This window comes from Streptomyces sp. NPDC050759 (genome assembly GCF_044456945.1).
Lineage (GTDB): Bacteria > Actinomycetota > Actinomycetes > Streptomycetales > Streptomycetaceae > Streptomyces.
In genome coordinates, this window is sequence record NZ_JBITGI010000013.1 from 48220 (window position 1) to 71398 (window position 23179).

14 protein-coding genes and 7 pseudogenes are annotated in these 23179 nt (G+C 68.6%); 8 read left to right on the forward strand and 13 right to left on the reverse strand.

What is annotated here, in order from left to right:
* Positions 1-15 precede the first annotated feature (15 nt).
* From ACIBJB_RS32235 to ACIBJB_RS32255, 5 genes and pseudogenes are all read right to left on the reverse strand, one after another.
* Positions 16-1485, reverse strand: a pseudogene (locus ACIBJB_RS32235) (endo-1,4-beta-xylanase); the annotation flags it as partial.
* A 33-nt stretch (positions 1486-1518) separates the two neighbouring features.
* Positions 1519-2652, reverse strand: coding sequence for a ricin-type beta-trefoil lectin domain protein (locus tag ACIBJB_RS32240; protein WP_398935806.1), 1134 nt, complete (start codon positions 2650-2652; stop codon positions 1519-1521).
* A gap of 82 nt (positions 2653-2734) precedes the next feature.
* Positions 2735-5182, reverse strand: a complete 2448-nt coding sequence (locus ACIBJB_RS32245; protein ID WP_398935808.1) for an RICIN domain-containing protein — start codon at positions 5180-5182, stop codon at positions 2735-2737.
* Between the two features lie 182 nt (positions 5183-5364).
* A complete protein-coding gene (locus tag ACIBJB_RS32250) occupies positions 5365-6960 on the reverse strand; it encodes an arabinofuranosidase catalytic domain-containing protein (protein WP_398935810.1) in 1596 nt (531 codons plus the stop codon).
* 864 nt (positions 6961-7824) lie between these two features.
* A pseudogene (locus ACIBJB_RS32255) lies at positions 7825-8579 on the reverse strand (metallophosphoesterase); the annotation flags it as partial.
* On the opposite strand from ACIBJB_RS32255, the gene ACIBJB_RS32260 reads away from it, so the two are divergent.
* Positions 8565-9176: a tyrosine-type recombinase/integrase gene (locus tag ACIBJB_RS32260; RefSeq protein WP_398935812.1), complete on the forward strand. Its 612-nt coding sequence runs from the start codon at positions 8565-8567 to the stop codon at positions 9174-9176. The pseudogene ACIBJB_RS32255 and the gene ACIBJB_RS32260 sit on opposite strands and share 15 nt — an antisense overlap.
* Before the next feature lie 5 nt (positions 9177-9181).
* Here the strand turns inward: ACIBJB_RS32260 and ACIBJB_RS32265 are convergent, their stop codons facing one another.
* Positions 9182-9571, reverse strand: a complete 390-nt coding sequence (locus ACIBJB_RS32265; protein WP_398935814.1) for a CPCC family cysteine-rich protein — start codon at positions 9569-9571, stop codon at positions 9182-9184.
* Positions 9572-9629: 58 nt separating this feature from the next.
* Between ACIBJB_RS32265 and ACIBJB_RS32270 the strand changes: the two are divergent.
* Positions 9630-10001, forward strand: a pseudogene (locus ACIBJB_RS32270) (IS21 family transposase); the annotation flags it as partial.
* On the opposite strand, the gene ACIBJB_RS32275 reads toward ACIBJB_RS32270, so the two are convergent.
* The 3 genes from ACIBJB_RS32275 to ACIBJB_RS32285 form a co-directional block, all read right to left on the reverse strand.
* Positions 10001-10435 (reverse strand): hypothetical protein, encoded by a 435-nt coding sequence (locus ACIBJB_RS32275; protein WP_398935816.1) that lies wholly within the window; start codon positions 10433-10435, stop codon positions 10001-10003. The pseudogene ACIBJB_RS32270 and the gene ACIBJB_RS32275 sit on opposite strands and share 1 nt — an antisense overlap.
* A gap of 166 nt (positions 10436-10601) precedes the next feature.
* On the reverse strand, positions 10602-10994 hold the full coding sequence (locus ACIBJB_RS32280) for a nuclear transport factor 2 family protein (RefSeq protein ID WP_398935818.1): 393 nt from the start codon (positions 10992-10994) through the stop codon (positions 10602-10604).
* Positions 10995-11126: 132 nt separating this feature from the next.
* Positions 11127-12026, reverse strand: a complete 900-nt coding sequence (locus tag ACIBJB_RS32285; protein WP_398935820.1) for an MBL fold metallo-hydrolase — start codon at positions 12024-12026, stop codon at positions 11127-11129.
* A 138-nt stretch (positions 12027-12164) separates the two neighbouring features.
* Here ACIBJB_RS32285 and ACIBJB_RS32290 point away from each other — a divergent pair, with 138 nt between their 5' ends.
* The gene (locus ACIBJB_RS32290; RefSeq protein ID WP_398935822.1) at positions 12165-12755 is read left to right on the forward strand and encodes a TetR/AcrR family transcriptional regulator; all 591 of its coding nucleotides are present in this window, start codon (positions 12165-12167) and stop codon (positions 12753-12755) included.
* Positions 12756-13405: 650 nt separating this feature from the next.
* On the opposite strand, the gene ACIBJB_RS32295 is transcribed toward ACIBJB_RS32290, so the two are convergent.
* Positions 13406-14086: a hypothetical protein gene (locus tag ACIBJB_RS32295; protein ID WP_398935824.1), complete on the reverse strand. Its 681-nt coding sequence runs from the start codon at positions 14084-14086 to the stop codon at positions 13406-13408.
* 1234 nt (positions 14087-15320) lie between these two features.
* Between ACIBJB_RS32295 and ACIBJB_RS32300 the strand changes: the two are divergent.
* From ACIBJB_RS32300 to ACIBJB_RS32320, 5 genes and pseudogenes are all read left to right on the forward strand, one after another.
* Positions 15321-16056, forward strand: a pseudogene (locus ACIBJB_RS32300) (glycoside hydrolase family 3 N-terminal domain-containing protein); the annotation flags it as partial.
* Positions 15977-16204 (forward strand): hypothetical protein, encoded by a 228-nt coding sequence (locus tag ACIBJB_RS32305; RefSeq protein ID WP_398936230.1) that lies wholly within the window; start codon positions 15977-15979, stop codon positions 16202-16204. The pseudogene ACIBJB_RS32300 and the gene ACIBJB_RS32305, both read left to right, overlap by 80 nt.
* Before the next feature lie 287 nt (positions 16205-16491).
* Positions 16492-18018 carry an alpha-N-arabinofuranosidase gene (locus tag ACIBJB_RS32310; RefSeq protein WP_398936212.1) on the forward strand — a complete coding sequence of 509 codons (1527 nt, stop codon included), beginning with the start codon at positions 16492-16494 and terminating at the stop codon, positions 18016-18018.
* Between the two features lie 482 nt (positions 18019-18500).
* Positions 18501-19010: pseudogene (locus ACIBJB_RS32315) on the forward strand (tryptophan 2,3-dioxygenase family protein); the annotation flags it as partial.
* Positions 19003-19199: pseudogene (locus ACIBJB_RS32320) on the forward strand (kynureninase); the annotation flags it as partial. The pseudogenes ACIBJB_RS32315 and ACIBJB_RS32320, both read left to right, overlap by 8 nt.
* A gap of 791 nt (positions 19200-19990) precedes the next feature.
* On the opposite strand, the gene ACIBJB_RS32325 reads toward ACIBJB_RS32320, so the two are convergent.
* The 3 genes and pseudogenes from ACIBJB_RS32325 to ACIBJB_RS32335 form a co-directional block, all read right to left on the reverse strand.
* The gene (locus ACIBJB_RS32325) at positions 19991-22123 is read right to left on the reverse strand and encodes an alpha-galactosidase (RefSeq protein WP_398935826.1); all 2133 of its coding nucleotides are present in this window, start codon (positions 22121-22123) and stop codon (positions 19991-19993) included.
* 27 nt (positions 22124-22150) lie between these two features.
* Positions 22151-22273: a hypothetical protein gene (locus tag ACIBJB_RS32330; protein ID WP_398935828.1), complete on the reverse strand. Its 123-nt coding sequence runs from the start codon at positions 22271-22273 to the stop codon at positions 22151-22153.
* A gap of 366 nt (positions 22274-22639) precedes the next feature.
* Positions 22640-22951 (reverse strand): annotated as a pseudogene (locus ACIBJB_RS32335) (LacI family DNA-binding transcriptional regulator); the annotation flags it as partial.
* Between the last annotated feature and the right edge of the window lie 228 nt (positions 22952-23179).

Genomic DNA, 23179 nt, shown 5'->3' on the forward strand with positions numbered 1-23179 from the left:
CGCCGGGTCACTTCACCTGAAGCTCCAGTGCTGGTTGGCGCCGCCGTTGGAGTCCCAGATCTGGACCGGGGCCCCATTGCCGGTCTGTCCGCTGGGGACCTCCAGTGCCCGGCCGGAGGCGACGTTGACCAGGGTGTACGAACCGTCGCTGTTACCGCTCGCCCGCCAGTGCTGGTTCGCACCGCCGTTGGCGTCCCAGATCTCCATCCGGGTGCCGTTGCCCGTCTGGCCCCCCGGCTCGTCCAGCACCCGCCCGCTGGCGACGTTCGTCAACGTGTAGGAGCCGTCGCTGTTCTGACTCGCCCGCCACTGCTGGTTCGCACCGCCGTTGGCGTCCCAGACCTGCAGGAGCGTGCCGTTCGCCGTCTGGCCGCCCGGCACGTCCAGCACCCGGCCCGCGGCGACGTCGGTCAGCGAGTACACCTGTCCCGAGACGATGCCTCCGCCCGGATTCCCCGCATCTCCACCGAGCGCGGAGAGCGACGCGTCGTAGGCCGGCTTCTTGTTGCCGTTGTTGTCGAACAGCAGCGGGTTCTCCCCCGTCCGCCACGAGTCGCTGTCCCTGATCCCCCACACCGTGATGCCGGTGCAACGCGCGACGCTCATGCAGGCCCGCACCGTGTTGCCGTACGCTGTCGCCGATGCCCGGGCGATGTCGAGTTCGGTGATCTGGACGTCGACGCCGAGGGCGGCGAAGCTCGACAGAGTCGTCTGAAAGTTGGACGGCGGACCGCCGGAGCCGAAGTGGCTCTGGAAGCCGACGCAGTCGATGGGCACACCGCGCGCCTTGAAGTCCCTGACCATGTTGTAGACGCCCTGCGTCTTGGCGTCGCTCCAGTTCTCGATGTTGTAGTCGTTGTAGCAGAGCTTGGCCGCCGGGTCGGCGGCCCTGGCGGTGCGGAAGGCCTCCTCGATGAAGCCGTTGCCGAGCACGTTCTGGAAGACCGAGCTGCGGTGTTGACCGCTGCCGCCGTCGGCGAACGCCTCGTTGACCACGTCCCAGGCGTAGATCTTGCCCTTGAAGTGGTTCATCTCGGTGGTGATGTGGTTGTTCATCACGCTGCGCAGGGTGCCTGCGTCACCGATGGAGCCGACCCAGCCGGGCAGCTGCCCGTGCCACACCAGGGTGTGGCCGCGCATCCGCTGCCCGTCCGCGGTGGCATGGTTGACGATCTGGTCGGCCGGGCCGAAGTTGAAGTTGCCGCGGGACGGTTCGGTGGTGTCCCACTTCATCTCGTTCTCCGGGGTGATCATGTTGAATTCCCGGTCGAGGATCGTGGCATACGTCGAGTCGCCGAGCTTTCCGGCGGCCACGGCCGTACCGAAATAGCGGCCGCTGTCGGCCGCAGCCGCGCCCAGTGTGCTGGAAGCGGCGTGCGCGGTGAGGCTCGCCGGTCCGGTCAGGGTCAGTGCCGTACCGACCAACAGGCCGGTGGCCGAGACCAGGGCTCTGCGGAGCAGAGGCTCGTCGTTGAGCCAGGACATGAAGGATCAACCTCCTTGTGCGGCGGTGTGAGTTCAGGACACGGGCAGTGCGGACCACTGCTGGTTGGTTCCGCCGTTGCAGTCCCACAGGACCAGCTGCGTACCGTCGGCGGTGGACGCGTTGGGGTCGTCGAGGCAGCGGCCGGAGACGGGGTTGCGGTAGCCGCCGTTGTGCGTCTGCCATTGCTGGTTGGTTCCGCCGTTGCAGTCCCAGATCGCGATCTTGGTGCCGTTGGCGGTACCGCGGCCGGCGGCGTCGAGGCACTTCCCGAGCGCCCGCAGGGTGCCGTCGGAGCGCGCGGACCACGTTTGCGCGGCGGAGCCGTCGCAGGACCGGATCTCGGCGGCGGTCCCGTTGGCGCTGTTGCCGCCGCTCACCCCCAGGCACTTCCCCGCGATCCCGGAACGCACCTGCCCGCTCGTGGAGTCCGGCGGCTTGATCCAGCCCGCCGCGTCCGCCGCCTGGATCCCCGCGTTGAAGGCGTCCGCCATCTTGCCGAAGCCGCTGTCGTTGGGGTGCAGGGAGTCGGACAGGTCCGCGGCGGTCAGGGCGCTCATGTCCACCAGACGTACGTGTTTACCGGCGGCCTGCTCGGCCTGGACGATCCCGGGCAACTTGGCGTTGAACGCGGGCCGGTTGGCCTCCTCGGTGCCGCTGGTGGAGATGATCACGGTGCCGACGAGGACGGTCGCGTCGGGTACTGCCCTGGTGATCTGGTCGATGAGCGCGTGGAGCCGGTCGGCAGCGGTCGGGATCTGGTAGTTGCCGTTCAGGTCGTTGGTGCCGATCTCCAGGGTGACCACGTTCGGGCGGTAACGTGCCAGCACGGAGTCCGCGATGCCGGCGATCTGGTCGATCCGCCAGCCGGAGTGGCCTTCGTTGTCCGGGTCGGACATGCTGCCATTGCGCCCCGAGCCGACGAAGTCCAGGGTGTGCCCCTCGGCCGTCAGCTTGTTCCCGAGGAAGCCCCGGTAGCTGTTCCCTGACGGGCTGCCGACGCCCCAGGTGATCGAGTCTCCCAACGGCATCAGCCGCAGCGGCGTGGCCGCGGCGGCCCGCGTGGCGGAGGGCGGCGCCTCGGCGGCGGTGGCCGCGCCGGGCCACGCGGCGCCCACACCGAGGGTGGCCGTCAGCGCCGCGGCCAAGGGTGCCCAGTACTTCTTCATCAGCGTTCCTCAGGGGGTGCGGGTCAGTGGGTGGGGGGAACGAATTGCCGGATCGTGTGGGTGTTCCGGAGGCGTGAATGGGTCAGCGGGGGGTGAACTCCTGGTTGGTGCCGGGTGCGTTCTTGCAGGGCCACTGGTCCAGTTGCCGGCCCGGGTCGCTGCTGCCGCCGTAGACATCCAGGCACAGACCGCTGTTCTGGTTCTTGAAGGAATACGAGCCGTCGGACTGCTGTACCGGCAGCCACAGGGCGCTGGATGCTCCGCCCGCGGCCTGCTGCACGATGTTCGGCGTACCGGCGGTCGTGGAGCCGCCGGCCACCGCCACGACCTGTCCGGAGTTCTGCGCGCGCAGTTGCCCGTAGCCGCCCGAGACCGGCACGAACTCGAACTGCTGGTTGCTCTGCCCGTTGCAGGCCCACTGGTCGATCGCGGCGCCCGCGCCGGTGGAGTTGCCGTACACGTCCAGGCACAGGCTGTTGCTGCTGATCACCAACTGGTGGTAGCCCGTGGGGAAGCCGCCGTCGCCCGAGGACTGGACGCCCGCCTGCTGGATGACCGCTCTGGCGCCCTGCGGCCAGTTGGTGCCGCTGACCAGGACGTTGCCGGTGAGGACGTTGTTGTGGGGAGGGCCGGTGGCGACGTATGTGTTGCCGCCGTTGTACCAGTTGCCGGAGAACGAGCTGTCGTCGGTGTGGTTGTTGGCGTTGGCGTTGGTGAGCGCCCAGTTGCCCGCGTCCTGCACCACGTTGGTGGACACTTTCAGGTACCGGGAACCCTCGTCGAGGTACAGCGCGGTGGTGCGGTTGTTGTCGTACATGTAGTTGTCGGAGATCACCGAGCCGGGGGCCGCGGACAGGCTGTAGATGCTGCCGCCGTCGAACATCGCGTTCTTGGTGTCGAAGACCAGGTTGTGGGAGACGGTGTTGTTCTTCAGCGTGGTGGGAGTGCTGTAGACCGGCTGGTAGTTGTACGTGCCCCGGTTGGCGTAGTCCTGGCTGCCGCCGGGGTCGTTCATCCCCCAGCCCCAGCCGATGTCGATCCCGTCGTAGGGCAGGTGGTCGCACTGGTTGTGGGTGATCGTCGCGTTCGTGACGTAGGTGGACAGGATTCCCGCGGTCTCCTTGTAGTCGGTGCCCACCGCGCTGACCTTGTTGTTGCTGATGGTGATGTTCTGGTTGGTCATCTGATGGTCGCCGGGGTGGTGCGCGTCCGGCTGGATCCCGCCGACCTGGATGCCGCTGCCGGCGAGGTCGGTGAACGTGTTGCCGGTGACGGTGACGCCGTTCGCACCCAGTCCGGTGCCGGAGGCGGTGGCGACGCCGTCGTTGCCCACGCCCAGCCCGGCCTGCCCGAGTTCGGAGAACGTGTCACCCGAGAACGTGATGCCGGTGGCGGCGGAGACCTGGACGGCCGCGGGCATCTGCGCCCAGTGGTTTCGGGTGGCCTCGAACTGTGTGCACCCCGACTTGCAGGTGCTCAGCCAGTTGGCGGGCATCGCGTAGGCACCGGTGATGTGTGCGCCGCTCTGCTGGTCCGCGTAGCCGTCGGGTCCGCTCGGGCCCAGCCAGGAGGTCCCGGTGAACCGGATACCGGAGAATCCCAGCCCGGTCGCCGGTGAGCCGTAGCTGCCGCTGATGCCGAGCAGGCTCTGCAGCCGGGGCAGTTCGACGTCGAGGCTGTTCGGGTTCTGTCCGGGCTGGGCCCGGTAGTACAGGTCCCCGTTGGACGAGTCGAGGTACCACTGCCCGGCCTGCTTGAGGAACGCGTAGTTGTTCTCCAGATACATGGCCCCGCCGGCGAAGGGCGCGTTGATGGTGTCGTAGCCCCAGGAGTTGTTGTTCCACGCCGGCTGCTGCATGGTGAGGGTCCTGCCGCTGATCGACTGGACCGGCGCGTAGCGGTCGGTGAAGGAGTTGATGCTCTCGACTTCCATGTGGTTCTGGTCCAAGAGGCCGGCCAGGTAGTCGAGGGAGGAGTCGGTGACGGTCAGGCCGGTCTGTGTGAAGGTGAAGCCGGCGCGGGGTACTTGGATCGCCGCCCGCGGTGCCTGCTTGCCGTTCACGTACAACTGACGCGTGTTCACGCCGCTGCCGACGGGGACCGACCAGATGTTGCTGCTTTGATCATGAACCTGCCAACCAGATATCTGCTGGGCGCCGCTCACGACCGGCTGCTGCCCGGGCATGGCCTGGTAGGTGATGGTGTGCCGGTTCTGGCCGCCTTCGCGGGAACCGAACGTCAGCGGTTTGGACAGCCGGTAGATGCCACCGGCCAGGCGGACCACCACGTCCGCGTCGGCCGAGAGCCGGTGCGCCGGCTGCTGCGCCTGGTCGATCGTCGCGAACGGCTGCTCGACGGTGCCGTTCCCGCCCGCGGGCGCACCCGGCGCCACGTACAGCTCGGCGGCCGATGCCTGGCGCTCGGACGGTACGGCGAACGCGGCACCGGCCGTGGGCAGACTCCCGGCCAGTAAGGCGAGCAGAGCCAGGGGGGCGGCCCGGAGGCCGCGGAGCGCTCTGGCTCGGGACATCGTCATCCTCCAGTGGTGGCGGTGGCATTCGATGCGGATGCCCAGTAGCAATCCGGTCGGACGGTAGGAAGATCTCGGCAGGTGCGCAGGGCGCCGGGCACCGGAGCGGCGAAGCCCAGGCTCCGGGTCCCGCCCGACCCATGGCCGGTGGTGAGACCGGTCACGGGCTGGAGCCACTCCCCTCAGCCGAGGCTCCATCGCTGGTTGGAGCCACCGTTGCAGGTCCATAGTTCGGCCAGGGCGCCGTTCGCCGTGGAGGCGCCGGTGACGTCGAGGCAGAGTCCGGACTGGGTGCCGGTGATCGTGCCGTCGGAGTTCAGCCGCCACTGCTGATTGGCGCCGCCGTTGCACGGCCAGGTCACCACCTTGGTGCCGGCCGTGGTCTGGTTGTTGTACGCGTCCAGACACAGCTGGCTGCTGCCGCTGTACACGGTCAGCTGGTCGGAGGAGGTGCGGGTCCAGCTCTGGTTGGTGCCACCGCCGCAGTCCCAGATCTGCAGCTGCGTCCCGGCCGCGGTGGACGAGTTCGGCACGTCCAGGCACTTGCCCGCGCCCACCGCGTGCAGCGCGCCGGTGCCCGTCCCGCCGGTCGCATTGCCGTAGCCGGCCGCGGTGATGTTGGCCTGAACCGCGTTCTCGGTGGCGTCCGACGGGTAGCCGGAGGTCATCACGCCCTCGTAGAAGGTGCCTTGGGCGCCCTTGCTGTTGTCACCACCGATGCCCAGGATGATGGCGCCCTGCTTCCGCATCGGGTTGTAGCCCGCGACGTTGGGCCGCACACCGTCGTAGAACGTGGACAGGCTGCCCGACTGCGCGTTGCCGCCGCGGATCGCCCAGTGGTTCGGGCCGCCTTTGACGATGGCGGTCGTATACCGGTAGTTGATGGTCGGGTCGTTCGCGTTGTAGTGCTGGTTCACCCCGGAGAACAGGCCGTTCTCCAGATCGGCCATGATCCAGGGGCCGTTGCCCGCACCGTAGCCCCAGACCTTGATGTTGCCGAAGTAGATGGCCTCCATGGTGCCGTTGCCGTCGTCGTTGCTGTCCGTCTCGGCATTGCCGTAGTCGAAGCAGCAGCCGCCGTTGTAGTGCGTGCCGTCGAAGATCGCGTACATGCCCTCGGGGTTGTCCCCGGTCGCGATGCCGTTGGTGTGGTTGTTGCGGTATCCCGTACCGGGTGCCACGAAGACGCCGTAGGCCTTGTGACCGCCCACCATGGTGGGCGCGGCCGTCGCGTTCGCGAGGTTGTCGGGACCGCCCGCGGCACCGCCACCGGGCGCCTGGGTGAGGTTGTTCCCGCGACCGGACTGGTCGTAGATGATCGAGATCAGACAGGTCGTCCCCGCGCAGAACGAGTCCTGCGCGGCGGCGTCGGCGTACCCGCCCGCACTCAGGACGCCGACGTTGCGGGTGGTGTTGTCCGAGGCGCGCCTGACCTGGTAGAGCGGCCCGTTGTACGAGGCGTACAACGCTCGCGTCGTGCTGTGGGCCGCCACACAGGGCGTCCCGCCGGCCGCGTAGAGATCACACGGTCCGGACGTGGCGGCCCGCGCCGTCCCGGTCGTGGCCGTGGCACCGGCCAGCGCGCCCACGGCGAGCACGGCCGCGGCCCCCGCCCGGGCGAATGTTTTCGGCCGAGAACTGCGGGAGCGCTCCCACGATCGGACAGATGCCTGGTCCAACTCATGTCCCGGCCCTCCGCGGCGCCGTACCGCAGCGAGCAGTCGTTGGACGCCACCGCGCCCGAACAGCACGTGACGTCTCGTACCTGTCGTTCCCATCCGATCTCCCTACCGTGCCGGCGGAACCCAGTCGGGTTCTGTGCTGGTGGCGCTGACAAATGCGGAAGCGCTTGAAGGTGCCGATCTTTCAGTGGGATTGCAGAGAGGTTTCGGGGGGAGACGGTGCTCCCGATTCCGCAGTGCTGTCAAGGGCCCGACCTCCTTCGTCCGGCCTGGATTCCGAATCGGTTCGATCGCCGATCTCCCCGGATCCTCGTCGACCGGCCCGCTCGAGCAGATCCGGCCGTGACAGTGGACGAGCGGCGGTGTGCCCTCACGCCGACGCGGCTCGACGCGTCGCGCCGAGCCGGGCCGACGGCCGGACCGCGATCGCTCAGCCACCCCCTGCAATGCCACTGACCTGGGGCGCGGCCGCCGAACAGCGGTTGACGAGGGATCAGTGCGCACCGCACCGGCCGATGAGACGATCCCCGACCCGCCCTTGGGCGCGTTCTTCGGCGTGCGGCACACCATTGCCCCCCGACCCGCGCCGGCCGTACCATCTCGTCGAAGCGCTTGCGCGGAACCGATTCGATTCCGGCCTTCCCGCAACGCGTAAGACGCGGAACGCATGACGGGCCCGGCAGCCCGACGCCGCTCCCCGCGTACTCCTGGTGCTCAAGCGTTCTGGTACTGCGTCACTTCGGTGCGGCAGCGAGGCACTTCGGTGCTGGGGCGCAAGGACGGGCGCGTCTGTCCATGGGCGGCACCCGGAACGGACGGTTCTGCCTGGTCGTTGCCGCCCGGTACCAACTGCCAGGCTCATGATGTTCGGATCGTCCCCTGTGCGAGACGCGTCGGCCTGGGCTTCGTCTCATGTCGCGGTCCTTCGACCTGTGGACCGCTCCCGGCGGAGGCGTCGGCCGTGGTGCGGAGGAGGGTGCGGGGTCCGTGGTGGCTGAACCCGGCAAGGGCTGATCGAGGCGGACGCGGTCGTGCAATGGCCAGATCTGGCCGCCGTCGGTGTGCCCGGAGAGCTGGAGGTCGATGCCTGCGGCTGCCGCCCGGTCGATGAACTCGGGCTGGTGCGCCAGGAGCAGGACGGGCAGTGCGGGGTCGGCGCCGTCCAGCGCTCCAGCGAAATGGGCGCAGTGGCCCGCCAGGCCGGAGGAGTCGGCGGTGACGTCGTCCGCGCAGGCGACGACGGGTGTGTGGCCTCCGCGTTCGAGCAGCAGGTGGCGGTTGCGCAGCGGCTGCCGACCCACTTCGTCCATCAAGGCGATCCAGCCCTCGGCTTCGCTGCAGTCCTGATGGTTGCGTGCGTTTACACGGGCTCGGGTGGCCGCACGGTTGCCGGCAGGACGGCCTCGGCGCGGCGGCATTCGGCCGTGCCGTCCGCGATGTCGCCGGTGTGGCAGACCAGGTCCGCTTCCAGGGTGTTCACCGCTCTCGCACACCCGCGCCGACCAGCGGGCGCGTTCGAGCGGGTCGTAGTGGGCGTCGGTGATGAGGACGACGCAGAGGCCGCCCACCCCGGCACCCGGCCGCGGGAGTTGCGCCTCTGGCCGGCCCACCCGCGGCACGGGACGGGTCTCGGCGTGGGCCCGGGCGAGCAGTACGGTGGTTGCACCGAGGACGGCCCAGGTGACGATGCGGACCCGGTCATGACTCCCGCCGATGACTGGCTGCTGCACCGGCCCGAGGGCCTGCGTTCGAACCTGCTGTTCACCGATCACGGCCGTCCGGTCAAGGCATCTCGCATCGAGACGGCCGTCCGCAGGGCCGCAGAGCGGGCCGGTCTCGGCCGGGTCACCCCGCATCAGCTCAGACACACCCTGGCCACCCAGGCGATCAACCGAGGCATGTCCCTGGAGGCGATCGCCGCACTGCTCGGTCACCGGTCGTTGTCCATGACGCGTGTTTATGCGCGGATCGCCGACCGGACGGTCGCGGATGAGTACTTCGCCGTCTCGGAGAAGGTCGAGGCCCTCTACGACGCTCCGCGCCAACTGCCGGCCGACGCCGAGGGTTCAGAGATGGGCAAGCTTCGCCGGGAGATGCACCGTCGGATGCTCGGCAACGGCTACTGCGCTCGCCCGGTCGAGATGGACTGCCACTTCGAGTCGGTCTGCGAGTCGTGCACGTTCTTCGTCACCACAATCGAGTTCCGCCCGACCCTCGAGCGCCAGCGGGACGACGCGGTGGCCAATGGGCAGGTCGCACGCGAACAGATCTTCGACGGGCTACTGACCCGCCTTGACGAGCAAGCCGGCTGACCGCCTCAGCTGCTGCGGCGCCAGAATCCAGTATCGCGCTGGCGCCACCAGTACAGGACCGTGCAGTCGACAGGCCACGGTGCCTCCTGCCTGCCGCGAGGTTCGAAGTGGTCCCGGTCCGGGTCGATGGGGCGCCAATTCTGTTCCAGCGGCTCGTCGTCCCCAGGCGGCCGGACCTTGGTCACGAATCGTTGCTCGGAGGCCCCGAACTCCTTGAAGTTCGCCTGGGCCTCGACCAACGACGGCCGGTTCGCTCCGCCAGCCCAGTCAGGCCAGCGCAGCTGCACGCGATCGTCCTCCCAGAAACAAACCGAACAGATTTCAAAGGATCCGGGTGGATCACCCAGAGTCAGATGGCCGCAGCACACGCAGGGGTAGTGGATCACGGCCGTCATCTTGCCTCACCACATCTTGACGCCCCAGTGAGTTTCACGACCTTGACATCGAGACCCGCATATTAGAGGGGTGCCGATGTCGATCGTCTACGACCGCACCAAGACCGTCGTGCGCCGGCACGTCGCCCCGGGCGAGGCAGTCCCGCTGCATCCCGAAGCGGTCGGCTTCGCCGGGCATTACGACTTCGACATCGACGTCCTGGCCGCCTACCGGCCCACCGGCAAGGGCCGGGTCGAGCGCCGCCAGGTGCTCATCGTCCGCGATCATGTCCTGTCCGGGCGGGCGTTCTCCTCCATCGAGGAGATGGACGCCGCGTTCGCCGCCTGGGTGCCCAGGCGGCGGGACCAGATCCACAAGACGCACCGGGAGGTCATCGGCATCCGGGCTGCCCGCGACCACGCGGCCCTCAAGCCGCTGCCGCCCACCCCTTAATCGGAGTGGAACGTGGAAACCCCGTCGAGGTCCAAGCCGAGGCTCGGTAGGCCGACCGCAAGGAGAGCTGAACTCCCCGGCGGGAGAAGGATGATCCAAGAAGCGAACGCCGACAGGCCGAAAGGCCAGAGGAAACCGCGAGACGGGGCCTTCACCCGTCCTGCGTATAACTCGTCGGATACGGGCCCTGGTGGCCGGCCCGAAAGGACGCCCACGTGGATCAGGTGAGCCTTTGAAGCCACGAGCCAGACATTGTCCTCGGGCATGGGACGGCCGTGACGCTCCTGGAAGGCGGCGGTGAAGCGGTCGATCAGTGCTGAAGTCTCGGCCAACTGCCGTTCCCGAGCGGGCTGGTGGGAGTTGTCGGTGACGAAGACCGAGCACGTCAGGCAGGCGTTTCCCTTGTCGCAGGTCTGCAGGGGCGGCAGCATGCACCAGCCGTGGGGCACAACAGGTCGGTCCGGTTGAACAGGTGCAGGCTGTCGTGGTCGTCGCGGGAGAAGGTGACGTGGGTGCCGTCCGCCCGTAGCAGCCGCCGGGGACGTTGTGGCGCTCCGCCAGGAAGGTTGCTCAGTCCGTCGAAGTCCGTCGTCGTGGTTACTGTTCGGCGGCCTCTCGGGCGGTCTGCTCGGACAGGGCGCCTGCAGCCTCGGCGACCGCCTGGGCGGCGGAGAGCGGGCGCACCATCACCGTGATCTCGTCGATTTTCCCGTCGCAGTCGACGTGCAGGAGGTCGCATCCCTGGATCTGCTTGCCGGCGACGGTGGCGGTGAAGACGAAGGCATGATTGCGGCCGTCGGGGTTGGCGATCTCACGGATGTAGGTGATGTCCTCGTAGATCAGGAGCGCGCCGCGCAGGATCGCCGCGGTGATGGCCTTGCCCGGGTACGACTCGACGGTGACGGGGCCGGTGAAGACGACGTCGTCGGCCAGCAGAGCGGCCACGGCGTCCGCGTCGCCGTTCTCGATCGCCTTGGGGAAGGGATGCATGAATCCACCTCTAATCTCAGAAATGCGAATAGGTGTGATGATGAATAGGTGCCGGAGCCGCTCGTAGCGGGCCAGTGGTGTGGCGCGTTTCAACGCGAAGGCGACAGTGAGGGCTTCGGGTGACAGGCTCGGTCACTCAGCGGCATCGCGCTTCGCGATCGCCTGGCCGGCGGAGTACTGGAGGGTCCAGACGTTGCCGTGGTGCGGGTACTTCTCCACCATGGTGGCCACCAGCTTTTCGGCGTCCTTCGCGACCTTCGAGGCAGCCGCGAAGTCCTGGATGTAGGCGCGGGTCAGGGCGATCATGGTCTCGACCGCGTAGTCGTCGCCGTCGGGCCTGCGGTGTCCGGACACGATCATGCGCGGGCGGAGGCGCTCCACGGTGTCGACGGTTTCGAGCCAGTCCTGCCACTCATCGGGCGTCGACACGCCGAGCATCGGGTGCATCTCGTTGCAGACGGAGTCACCGGCCACGGCGACGTCGATCTCGGGGACGTGCACGATGCTGGCGGAATGGGTGTCGCCTGCTTCACCTCGATGATGTGCAGGGGAGATCCGTCGACGTACAGCGTGTCGCCTTCGAGCGGCTCCGGAAGCGGCCCCGCCATGACGCAGATGTCGCCGAACAGAGTGCGCCACTGCTCGATCTGAAGCTGCATGCTCTGCTTCATGGACTCCACCACGAGAGGCAGCGCCACGGCCTTCGCCTCCGGGAATCGCTCCAGGAGCGGCTCCGAAGCCCAGGTAGTGATCAGCGTGATCGTGGGTGATGTAGATCGTCGTGAGCTTCTTGTCGGTGCGCTCGATCAGGTCACCGAGGTCGCGGACGTCGTCCTTGAGGTAGAGCGCGTCGATCAGGACCACCTCGGTGGCGCCGCTCACGAGCGTGGCGGTGGTGGGCGAGAAGGTGCCGTTCGGTACGCCGGGGAACTCCCTGGCCGGGATATTCGGCCAGCGACTGACGTAGACCGTGGCGCGGATGGGTGCGGCCGGCGGGGAGCGGATGTCAGTGGTGCGGATGTCAGTGGTCACGAGGTACCTCCGGTTGCGGTGTTGTCGGCCGACGCGGCATCGCGCACGTCGGCGGGCGAAGTCGCTCGTTATGACAGTCGCCATAACGAGAGGTCACGGTAGACTATGACGACCGTTATAGCCAGAGGAGATGTGCAGGTGGCCAAGAGCAGCAGCGCTACGCCGTCCCGCGAGCGGATCGTGGCCGGCGCCGCCGACATGATCAGCCGGCGCGGACTGAACGCCACGAGCATCCGGGAGATGGCCAAGCACGCCCAGGCGCCGCTCGGCTCGACGTACCACTACTTCCCCGAGGGCAAGCAGCAGCTGGCCACGGAGGCGGTCCGCTATACGGGCGAGCGGGTCGCGCGCAGCCTGCGCAAGGAACTCGCGGCCGGTCCCGCCGCCGGACTGCGCGCCTTCCTGGCCCTGTGGCGGGCAATCGTCGTCGACACCGACTTCCACGCCGGCTGCCCCGTCCTGGCCGTAACCATCGAGGAGCCCCTGGCCGACGAGGTGCCACCCGCTCTGGCGGCCGCGGCCGAGGTTTTCGACCAGTGGGAGGGCCTGTTCGCCGACTCCCTGCGCGAACACGGCGCCGACGCCGAACAGGCGGCGCAGGTCGCCACGCTCGTCATCGCGGCCGTCGAGGGGACCGTCGCCCTCTGCCGCGCCAAGCGCAGCACCGAACCCCTGGACCGCACCGCACTGCAGCTCCAGACCCTCATCGACGCCACGATCAAGCGCTGAAGGCCTCACCGAGGGGCAATTACCGCGACACGGCCGACGCCCCGCACGGGAGCGCGGCCGCCCACAGCCCCCTTACGCGCCGAGTGCGGCGCGGACAGCCTCGGCCTTGTCCTCGGTGAACACGCCGCTGTCGAGAAGGAAGAGGACGGACAGAACGCTGCCGCGCGAACATCACGCGGAAGGTCACCCGCCAGGTCGGCAACGGCTCGGGCACGCCACAGGCGTCGGCCATCGCGGCCAGGACGCGCTCGATGACCTCGGCACGGACTTGGGGTGTCTGTAAGAACGCTGTCAGTGCGCCACGAGGCACTGTTGTTTCGGACGGAGGTGAAAAACCACCGTCGATTCGCCGTCGTAGCGGCGAGGTGAAGCTGGAGGCAGCGTGAACCGGGGATCGCCGGGGAGGGCGAGAGCGGCCTCGACAAAGTCGGGTCGGCCCAGCACTTGAGTTGGCGGATTCCGTCAACTCAAGCGCTCAACCGCGTTCGATGGTCGACGATAGTGCGTCACGCTGGTTCGGCGGGAAGCCGCAGGTCGCGTTGCTGAAACTGGGCCAAACGCGCCTGCCCAGGCTGGGTCCATCACTTCACGGCACTACGTGGGCTCCTGCGCCAGCACGCCGAGCACTTCATCCGAAAGATCGACAGCGATCAGACCGACTCCTGGTCCAGCTGCGGATAGCCGATCTCGGAGATGTCCTGGGCCAGGTCCGTCAAGCTGGCCTCAGGGTTCAGCAACGATACGAGTTCCTGGTCCAACGGCCGCAAGGCGTGAACCTGGCTCACCGCCCCCAGGTCGACGGAGATCTCGTAGTAGTCCTCGGCGAAGCGCTGGAACGCTTCCGCAGACCGGTCGACCAGGAGGCTGAACAGGCCCGTCGCGCCGTCAGGATCGACAGCGCCTTCGGGGAAGTCGATCGTCCCGTGGTGCCACCGCTCGTCCGTCGGTCCCCGCCACAAGCAGGCCGTCACGACGGGCACCCCCTCCTGATCAGTGAACGCCGGCTCCTCGACGAAGACTCTGAAGGGCTCGGGGACTTGGTCGATCACACCCGGCCAGGGCTCGCCATCGTTGCCGAAGGGGCTCATCGGCGATTCGTGGCCGAAGCCGCGCACATAGGCCCCGGCCGCCGCGAACACGATCGAGTACTCGTCTCCCGACCCGTTGCGCATCGAGGCCATCTCCTCACCGTCGGCCCAACCGGCGTTGAAGGAGTAGTACCGGCTTTCCCAGTCCGGGCTCAGGATCGCATCAAGCATCGCCAGTGAACGGCACAGGTCCCGCAGGTCGGCGACGGCGGGGAGCTGGAGGGCCACGTCATAGACAGTCACCCGCTCATCCAAGCCGATGCCACCGACATCCCGACCTGCCAGGGGCATCGCGCGCCACCCAGTTCCCACATGCGTGGCCAGGTTCCAACTATCTTGTCCCGGATCGGACCTATCGATCTCGGGCTCAGGCTCAACTCACCGACTCGACCTCTCACTCGCCAACGAAGCGCCCAGTCACACCTGCTTGCGTGAGCCAAAGCACGATGGGTCACCAGGGCAGGTGTGTTGTCACCTTGGAGGTTGGGCGCCGGAGTCGGAGGTGCCGGCCGACTCCATGGTCGTGGGTCGGCGTCCGCCGCAGCAGGCCACCACTGCTGTCGCCGTGGAGTTCAGGAAGATCGTGAAGCAGGATGACCTGTCCACCGCGTCGATGGACCCGGTGCGAAGCGGCTCTTCCCCGGCTCGCCGAAGGATGTCGACACTGTCGGCCAGGCCATCGATCGTGTGGCCACGCTTCAAGGAGTGGTGCATTCGCCCCCGGAAGACGCCCGCGTGCCGGTTGGCCGGGACCAGGCCGTCCCAGACGACAAAGTCAGCCCCGGCGATCAATGCGCTACGCGCAGGCCCGCATGCCGGAGTCTGATCGCGGAGCATGCCGATGAGGTCGTCGCGAGTCACACTGCGCCCCGGCGCCAGGAAGACCAGTGATCGGCTATGTGAGACAACTCCAGCGCCTCTCTGGTGACAGTTCCGCTGCTTCGACCTGGTTTCTGTGCAGCCTATGCGGTGCCGTCGGTGACACCCACTGAACCTCGGCGCATTGTTGTGGCTGAGCAGTTCAGTACGCCCTTGCGTCCGGGCTCGAGTTCCCGCCGAGCGGGCGTTGCCGGAGCGTGGCGCGGCCATCTCGGCGGGAGCCGGGGCGAGTCGGCGCGTTCATCGACCGCTGCGGCCGATACCGGGCACCAGTAACGCTCGTTCGCCGTGCACCGGAAGCGCGGGCAGGAGGACAAGTCTTCGAAGCGCTTCGATATTGCAGCGAGGTTAGGGGGCCACCTGTGGGGCCACAAGGCTCGCGTCAATTTTCCTTGAGAACATTGGAAAGTGGGAGGTTGACCGGGTCTTCTGCGGGTCTGTGTGAGCTTGGGTGAACGCCTTGACGTCTGGGTCGAGGCGACGGAACATCGAAGCGCTTCGAACCTCGACTTATCTGCTCCCACACCACCTCCAGCTCGGCCTCCAGGTCTTCTTCCTGCTTCGCATCCTGCTTCTCCTCCTCAAGGGATCTGAGTACGTGACCGAAAGCTCGCCGCCCCTCTTCCGCGACCCCACCGCCGCCCTGGACCAGCGCGTCGACGACCTCCTCTCCTGCCTCACACTCGACGAACGCATCGCATTCCTGCACCAGTTCACCCCCGCGGTGGACCGTCTCGGTCTCGCCGCCTTCCGCACCGGGCAGGAGGCCCTGCACGGTGTGGCCTGGATGGGGCCCGGCGACGGTCTTCCCGCAGGCGGTCGGCCTCGGCGCGACCTGGAACGACGGCCTCCTCCGCCGGGTCGGCGACGCCGTCGCCCAAGAGACGCGGGCGATGCGCCCACGCGACGACCGGGTGGGGCTCAACGTGTGGGCGCTGACGGTCAGTCTGCTGCGGCACCCGCTGTGGGGCAGGAACGAGGAGGGCTGCGCCGAGGACCCGCACCTGACGGCGGCGATCGCCACGGCGTACACCCGCCGCCTACGCGGCGACGACCCGGCGTACTGGATGACGGCCCCCGTCCTCAAGCGCTGGTCGGCCCACAACAACGCGACGGACAGGTCGACTTCGTCCTCCTCAGTACGGCCGAGGGTCCTCCACGAGTACGACATGCGCGCCTTCCGCCGCCCCGTCGAGGCCGGCGCCGTGGCCGGGGTGATGCCCGCGTACAACCTCGTCAACGGGCGGCCGAACCATGTCTCGCCGTACCTGCGGGAACACCTTCGGACCTGGACGGACCAGGAAACTGCAGCCTCTGGGCAGACGTGGCCCCCCGATCAACATAGGCATCCACGGCAACCTCATCCGCGACGTCAGGTGCGACAACATCCGCATCGAGGACATCCGCAAGGACGTCACGTTCGAGAACCTCGTCGTCAACGGGCAGGTCATCCGCATCAGCGGGGGCAAGCCAGCCTGGTAGCTGGCCTCGGACGGCGTGCCCATGTTCGCCAATGGGCACGTTCACAAACTCCGCTTCCTCACCACCGAGGAGGCCGCGGCTCTGTAACCGCCGGAGCCGACCGCCCACCTTTGACACCGGCAACGAGCGGGTCGGTCGCGTCCACCAGTTCCTCGGCAGCTGTCTCGAAGGCTCCGTGCGGGGAGGTGCGCAGCCGCCCTTCACCCCGGTCTCTTGACGGCCTCCCCTCCAGGTACCCCCCAACTCTCTTACCGATACAGAATTCTCCCGAGCCTCTTGGAGCCCCCATGTCCACCGTTACCGCCATCGTCGACCTCGACATCGAGGGCCCGACGATCAGCCGACATCTCTACGGTCACTTTGCCGAGCACCTCGGCCGCTGCATCTACGGCGGCTTCTGGGTCGGGGAGGACTCGACGATCCCGAACGAGGGCGGCATCCGCCTTGACGTCGTCCAGGCGCTGCGTGCCCTGAACATCCCCAACCTCCGCTGGCCCGGCGGCTGTTTCGCCGACGAGTACCACTGGAAGGACGGCATCGGCCCCCGCGACCGGCGCCCCCGGATGGTCAACACCCACTGGGGCGACGTCGAGGAGAACAACCACTTCGGCACCCACGAGTTCATGGCGCTGTGTGAACTCCTGGGCACCGAGCCCTACATCAGCGGCAACGTCGGCTCCGGCACCGTGCAGGAGATGAGCGAGTGGGTCGAGTATCTGACCCGCGACGGCGACAGCCCCATGGCCAGGCTGCGCAGGGCCAACGGCCGCGACCAGCCGTGGCACGTGAAGTTCTGGGGCATCGGCAACGAGACGTGGGGCTGTGGCGGCAACATGCGCGCCGAGTACTCCGCAGATCTGGCCCGGCAGTACGCCACGTACTGCCGCGACCACGGCGACAACAAGCTGTACCGCATCGCCTCGGGCGCGGCCGGCGACGACTACAAGTGGACGCGCACCCTGATGGAGCAGATCAACTGCTTCGGCTGCGTGGCCACACCGCGCACGTTCTTCCAGGCCATATCCGTGCACCACTACACGATGACCGGCACCTGGGAGTCGAAGGGCAGCGCCACCGGCTTCGACACCGAGGGCTACTACCGCACCATGGCCTCGGCACAGCAGATCGATCGTATCCTCACCGGTCACTCCACCGTCATGGACATCTACGACCCGGGCCGGAAGGTCGGCCTGGTCCTGGACGAGTGGGGCACCTGGTGGGACGTGGAACCGGGTACCAACCCGGGCTTCCTGTTCCAGCAGAACACCATGCGCGACGCGCTGGTGGCCAGCACCCACTTCGACATCTTCCACAAGCACGCAGCACGCCTGTACATGGCGAACATCGCGCAGACCGTCAACGTCCTGCAGGCCATGATCCTCACCGACGGCGACGCGCTGGTCCTCACCCCCACCTACCACGTCTTCGAGATGAACAAGGGCCACCAGGACGCCACCTCACTCGCCGTGCACCTGCGCACCGCGGATGCCCGGCGCCGGGTGGGGGATGCCGAGCTCGACACGCTGTCCGCCTCGGCCAGCATCAAGGACGGCGCGGTGCTGATCTCAGTGTCCAATCTGGACGCCGAGGAACCGGTCGAGGTGACACTCGACCTGCGCGGAGGAGCCGTCGGCGAGCCGACCGCTCGTCTGCTGACCGCGGACAGACTCCAGGTCCACAACTCCCCGGACTCGCCCGAGGCGGTGGTTCCGCGCCCGTTCGACGGCGTGAAGCCAACAGGTCAGGGGCTCGTTCTGACGCTGCCTCCCCACTCGTTCGTCACCGTCCAGGCCCCCGTGGCCCGCGCGCACTGAGGAGCCGTCGTGACGAGCCGGACGCCCGACATCGCCGTGGGGACGGTGATCCACGGCGACACCGTGGCGTCCGGCACCGCCATCTCGCCCGATCCTTCGGGGCATTCTTCGAGGACCTCAGCCATGCGGCGGACGGCGGCCTGTGCGCCGAGCTGATCCAGAACCGTTCCTTCGCGTACAGCCGCGCCGACCGGCTTGATTGGCATGCCCTGACCGCGTGGGAGGTACTGGAGCGGGAGGGCACAGCGGCCGTTGCCGCGCGCCACCGACCCGTCCCCGGCTGCAGTGTCACGATCTACTACGCCATCGTCAGAGCGTACTTCTACCCCGACGGTCCGTGTGATTGAACGCAGCCTGTGCCGACCAAGCTCGCCGCGCCATGTCATGACCTGGCGCCGGCGGCGGCGCTGTCGCGCAGGATGTTCGCGAAGGCCTGGGCGGCAGGGGTCAGGAACACTGATCCGCGACGGCGACGGGAATGTTTCGACTCCTACCGGTCGGCCCTCGGCGAGGGCTCCGGATTCCAGTCGGCGATGTACCGGCGGATGGAGTTCCTGCTCGGCGAGAAGTCCGCGTCCATGCTGGTCCCGCACCGGGGCGCGCCGCGCGTGCACGCCGAGCTGGAGAAGGCGCTGCAGCAGCCGAGCCTGTACGACGAGGCGCTGCGGCTGCTGGCGCGCCGCGGGCACGCGATCCCGGCGGAGGTCCTGGAGCGGGACCTCGCGCTGCGCTACGAGCCGTCGGCCGGGGTCGAGGAGGTGTGGACCGAGCTGTACCGCAATGAGCAGGGCGCGGAGCTCGTACGGCTCGGCGAGGCCCTCACTGACGTCGCCGAGCTGGTGTGGCGCTGGCGCAACGACCATCTCGTCGCCACCGGCAGGGCCATGGGCGCCAAGGTCGGCACCGGCGGTTCGGCGGGCGTGGCCTGGCTGGAGAAGCGCGCTTCGAAGAACGTGTTCCCCGAGCTGAGGACGGCGCGCAGCCATGTCTGAGACGCCCGAGTTCGCGGACAAGTACGAGGAGAAGGCCGCGCGGGCGGCGAAGCTGGACGCCGCCGATGAGCTGGCCGGGCTGCGCGAGCGGTTCCTGCTCGACGACGTTGTCTATCTGGACGGCAACTCGCTGGGTGCGCTGCCGAGCGCGGTGCCGGGGGGGGCGTCGAGGACGTCGTTCGCCGCCAGTGAGGCGAGCTGCACATCCGGTCCTGGGACTGAGCCCTCCGGCCCCATGCCGATCCCGGGCGGGGAGCACCCCGAGGCCGATACGAAGCGCCACAGCAGAGCGCTCCAGGACGCTCAGGCGCTTCTCGAAGCGCTGGCCGATCGGTACGACGTCCTGACTTCCAAGGGCGATCCCGCGGCAGCGGCGTTCCTCCTCGCGCCCGAGCCTCTCGTCTACGACCAGGCCGGACCGGTACCCCAGCCGCCACCAGCTTCATCGCCCTCGTACCGTGCCCACGGCCAAGCTCAGCGCCGTTGTTGCGGCCTCATAGCCGCCGTAACTCTGATCACACTTGCTTGCTCCACGAGCCGTCGCAGACAGTCCTCCCGCAGGGCCCGCGCCCCGCGGGGTGGTGTCGGGGCGCTGTGGCATGAGGGTGTTCCTCGGTCTCGGTGATGAGGCGGCTACAGGGCTACGAGCAGGGCGCCGGCACCCGCACCTAGCTGTGCTGGGACGAGGCGAACGGCACTTTGCCCCTCGGCCGCCCGGTGGGCGACTACCCCGGGCGCCCGGTCCGTCGCGTTGTACGCGCCCGGCTGGTCGAGCCGGGCCGGGGCTGGGCCGAAGCACCGGCGTTGTGGCTCACCGCCGAGCAGCAGCAGCGCCAGGAGCTGCGGATTCCCTTGCGACCGTCGCGATCGTCGTCGCGGCGGTCCTGCCCGGGGGCGCTGTCCCGCGTCCCCCTGTCCGTACCGAGAATGAATGGCTCCGCACCTCCCCGGTGCGGAGCCGTCGCTATTTGTCTGTCGGTTCACTCCGGGCGGGTGGAGAGACGGAGCAGCACCGCCGAAGGGGCCGACGGGAGGGAGACGTCGAGCGTCGCGGCCTCCGGGTCCCACGTGGCTTGCGCCTTGGTGGTGGAGGGGTACAGCACGTCGACGCCGACCCGGGCGCCGCGAAGGGTCGGGAACGGGAGAACGGCCGACTCGTCGGAGTCGTCACCGGGACGGCGCCACACGGTGACGTACGTGGTGTCGGGTGTGTGCAGAGCCAGGGCGACCCACGGGTCGTACCAGCCGGGGAGGCCCAGCGGCCAGGCAGGGACAGCGGTGGCCAGGTCACCGCGGATCGTCTTGTGGACGGCGACCGCCTCGTGCGCCAGCGCGAGGGCTTCGGGGGCGAGTTCGGGGAGGAGGCCGGAGAGGTGGATGCGGCCAAGGAGGGCGCTGGCCATGGTGAAGGCGACCTCGTCGAGGGAGTTGTCGGGCAGCGGGTAGGCCCACACCGCCCCTTGTTCCGGCGTGACCGCGGTGGGTGCGGCCGCCGCGATCGGGGCGTACAACTCCAGGTTCTGCTGGTCGCTGGTGGAGTGCAGCTGGACGCGCGAGAGAAGGGCGTAATCGGCGCGCTTGCCGCCGGAGGCGCAGCTCTCCAGGACGAGGCCCGGGTGGCGGTCCAACACGCCGTCCAGCCAGTCGAGGAAGGCGCGGTTGTGGCCGAGCAGGCCGTCCGCCGGGGCCTCACCGGGGTGACTGCTGGTGCCGGAACCCGCGTCCACGTTGTAGTCGAGTTTGAAGTAGCCGATGCCCAGGCCGTCGACGAGCCGGTCCACGACCGAGTCCAGGTGGGCGCGGGCGGTGGGGTGGCGCAGGTCGAGGTGGTAGCGGCCGTTCGCGTTGACGCGGGCGCGGTGGCGGCGGAAGAACGCCTCGTCGGGCAGGGCGGTGGCGACCGGGCTTTCCACCCCCACCACTTCCGGCTCCAGCCACAGTCCCGGCACCATGCCGCGCTCCCGTATCCGATCCATGACCTCCCCCAGGCCGCCCTCGCCGGGAAAGCGGGAGGGGGCGGGCTCCCACGCGCCGACGGTGGTCCACCAGCCGCCGTCCCCGTCGTCGTACCAGCCGGCGTCGATGACGAAATACTCGGCGCCCGCTTCGGCGGCGGCGTCGATGTGCGGCAGCAGGCGGGCTGTGGTCGGGTCGCCCATCAGGCAGTTCATGTAGTCGTTGAAGATGACGGGCAGGTGCTGGTGGTCGGGGTGCGGGCGGCGGATCGCCCGCCGGTATCGGGTGAGGGCGGCGAACGCCCCGTCGGTGCCGCCGGCCTCGGTGAGGGCGAGGGCCACGGGGACGGTCGTGAAGCTCGCCCCCGGCTCAAGACGGTGCGACCAGCCGTGCCGGATGTTGGTGGGGCCGGACAGGGACAGGAATCCCGTGTCCATGTTCTCCCCGCAATCCCATTGCCAGCCGCCGCCGTTGGTCTCCAGCTGCCACAGCCAGGTCCGCCCCGTCCCGCGGTCGCTCAGCGCGCCCATCGGCAGGTGACCGCCGCTGGAGCAGGAACCCTTCCCGACGATGGCGAAGGTCCCCATGCGGTAGCGCTGGTGGACGCGGCCGTTGATGTGCGGGACGGCCTGGCGCAACGGGCGCCGCTGCCAGCGGTGCTCGTTGATCCAATCGTGCTCCGCCCACAGCAGGTCCGCGGTCTCCAGCTGAGCCGGGTCCGTGGTGAGGACGCCGAGGATGAGGGAGGTGACCGACTCCAGGTCGAGCGGGTTGCTGCCCCCGTTGCGCAGCTCCACGTGTGCACGCAGGACCGGGATGCCGTCGGGCGAGCGGTAGACCACGTCAGCGGCGAGGTCCGTCTCGGGGTCGTGCAGGCGGACGGTCAGCTGGTGCCAGTCCCCGTCGCGCCGGGCGTCGTGGCCGAGGTAGCGCAGCCGTGCGCCGACACTGTCGAGCAGGCGCCGGCTCGACGGGTCCGGGCCCTGGGCGCCCACGAAGGCATCGACCAGCGGCAGCGACTCCCTCGAACCGGCCGGCCTGGGCACGATGTCGGGGGCGCCGAGGTGACGGAGTCGCGGACGGCCGTCCTGGTCGGCGTCGATGATCAGGCGCAGGGCGTCGTGGCCCCAGTCGAGGAGAACGCGGGTGTCGATCATGATGAGTGTTCCTTCGCTTCTTCGGTGTCAGCGGCCGGTGTGCGCGGCGAACGCCCGGCCCGCGTGCGCCGGTACGACAGCGGGCCGCACGGGGGTGCTGGTGATGTGGACCGGCTGTCCGGCTTCGGCCGCGGCGAGCAGCGCCTCCATGACCTCCAGGACGTGATGGGCGAGGCAGCTGTCCGCGCGGTGCGGGGTGTCGGGAGGCGTGGGTGGCTGCCAGGTCAGCGATGCCGTAGCCGCGCTCGGCGCCCGGGTAGCCGCCCCGCACGGGGACGTCCCCCCAGTGCTTGGTCTCCGCGCCGGCCCGGAAGAGGCGCACCGGGCCGTCGAAGCGGTTGGGGTCGGTGACGGACAGCGAGCCTTCCGTTCCGTAGATCTCGATGTGCGGCAGGCCCGCTACCCAGACGTCGAACGACATCACCAGCGTCGACAGCGCCCGGCTCGCGTGCTCCAGAGTGCCGGTGACGTGCGTGGCCACCTCCACCGGGAATGTGGTGCCCGCTGCGTGCCCTGCTCCCGCAGTACCTGGATGCGCGGGTCGTCGAGCTCGACGGCCATGAGGATCACGCCGTCCGCGAGACCGCTCGCCGCGACGCGCCGCACGCCCTCAGGACCTTCGTCGCTCGTGATCAGCAGGACGTCGTAGGCGTGACGGCGGCCGGCCAGCGCCTTGGCGCCGGCGTTGGGGTGGTAGCCGAGCTCGGCCACGGAGCGCTGCACACGGCGCCGGGCCGCGTCGGACACTGAGGTCCTGCCGTTGAGCACGCAACTTACGGTGCTGGTCGAGACGCCCGCGCGCCGAGCCACATCGGCGATGGTCACCATGGTGGTGTCTTGGCTTCCTTCCTGTCGGCCGGGGCGGCCCTTCCCCCGAGGGAGAGCGCGAGAGTGTCGAAGCGCTTCACTTCGCGACGCAAGTTAATGGGGTCTTTCCAGCGGAACAAGGGTTTGGACTAAAAGAAGCTTTCTTCATTTCGGGCATTTGATACCCGAGCAGGGGCGATGACGGCGTCGAAGCGCTTCACCACTGCTTTCCCGTCCCACTCGTTGAGG

What these genes read in the sequence shown, in the direction of transcription:
- ACIBJB_RS32240 (WP_398935806.1), bottom strand. Translation starts at nt 2,652, where the DNA reads ATGAAGAAGTACTGGGCACCCTTGGCCGCGGCGCTGACGGCCACCCTC.
- ACIBJB_RS32245 (WP_398935808.1), bottom strand. Translation starts at nt 5,182, where the DNA reads ATGTCCCGAGCCAGAGCGCTCCGCGGCCTCCGGGCCGCCCCCCTGGCT.
- ACIBJB_RS32250 (WP_398935810.1), bottom strand. Translation starts at nt 6,960, where the DNA reads ATGGGAACGACAGGTACGAGACGTCACGTGCTGTTCGGGCGCGGTGGC.
- ACIBJB_RS32260 (WP_398935812.1), top strand. Translation starts at nt 8,565, where the DNA reads ATGACTCCCGCCGATGACTGGCTGCTGCACCGGCCCGAGGGCCTGCGT.
- ACIBJB_RS32265 (WP_398935814.1), bottom strand. Translation starts at nt 9,571, where the DNA reads ATGACGGCCGTGATCCACTACCCCTGCGTGTGCTGCGGCCATCTGACT.
- ACIBJB_RS32275 (WP_398935816.1), bottom strand. Translation starts at nt 10,435, where the DNA reads ATGCTGCCGCCCCTGCAGACCTGCGACAAGGGAAACGCCTGCCTGACG.
- ACIBJB_RS32280 (WP_398935818.1), bottom strand. Translation starts at nt 10,994, where the DNA reads ATGCATCCCTTCCCCAAGGCGATCGAGAACGGCGACGCGGACGCCGTG.
- ACIBJB_RS32305 (WP_398936230.1), top strand. Translation starts at nt 15,977, where the DNA reads ATGTCTCGCCGTACCTGCGGGAACACCTTCGGACCTGGACGGACCAGG.
- ACIBJB_RS32310 (WP_398936212.1), top strand. Translation starts at nt 16,492, where the DNA reads ATGTCCACCGTTACCGCCATCGTCGACCTCGACATCGAGGGCCCGACG.
- ACIBJB_RS32325 (WP_398935826.1), bottom strand. Translation starts at nt 22,123, where the DNA reads ATGATCGACACCCGCGTTCTCCTCGACTGGGGCCACGACGCCCTGCGC.
- ACIBJB_RS32330 (WP_398935828.1), bottom strand. Translation starts at nt 22,273, where the DNA reads ATGGAGGCGCTGCTCGCCGCGGCCGAAGCCGGACAGCCGGTCCACATC.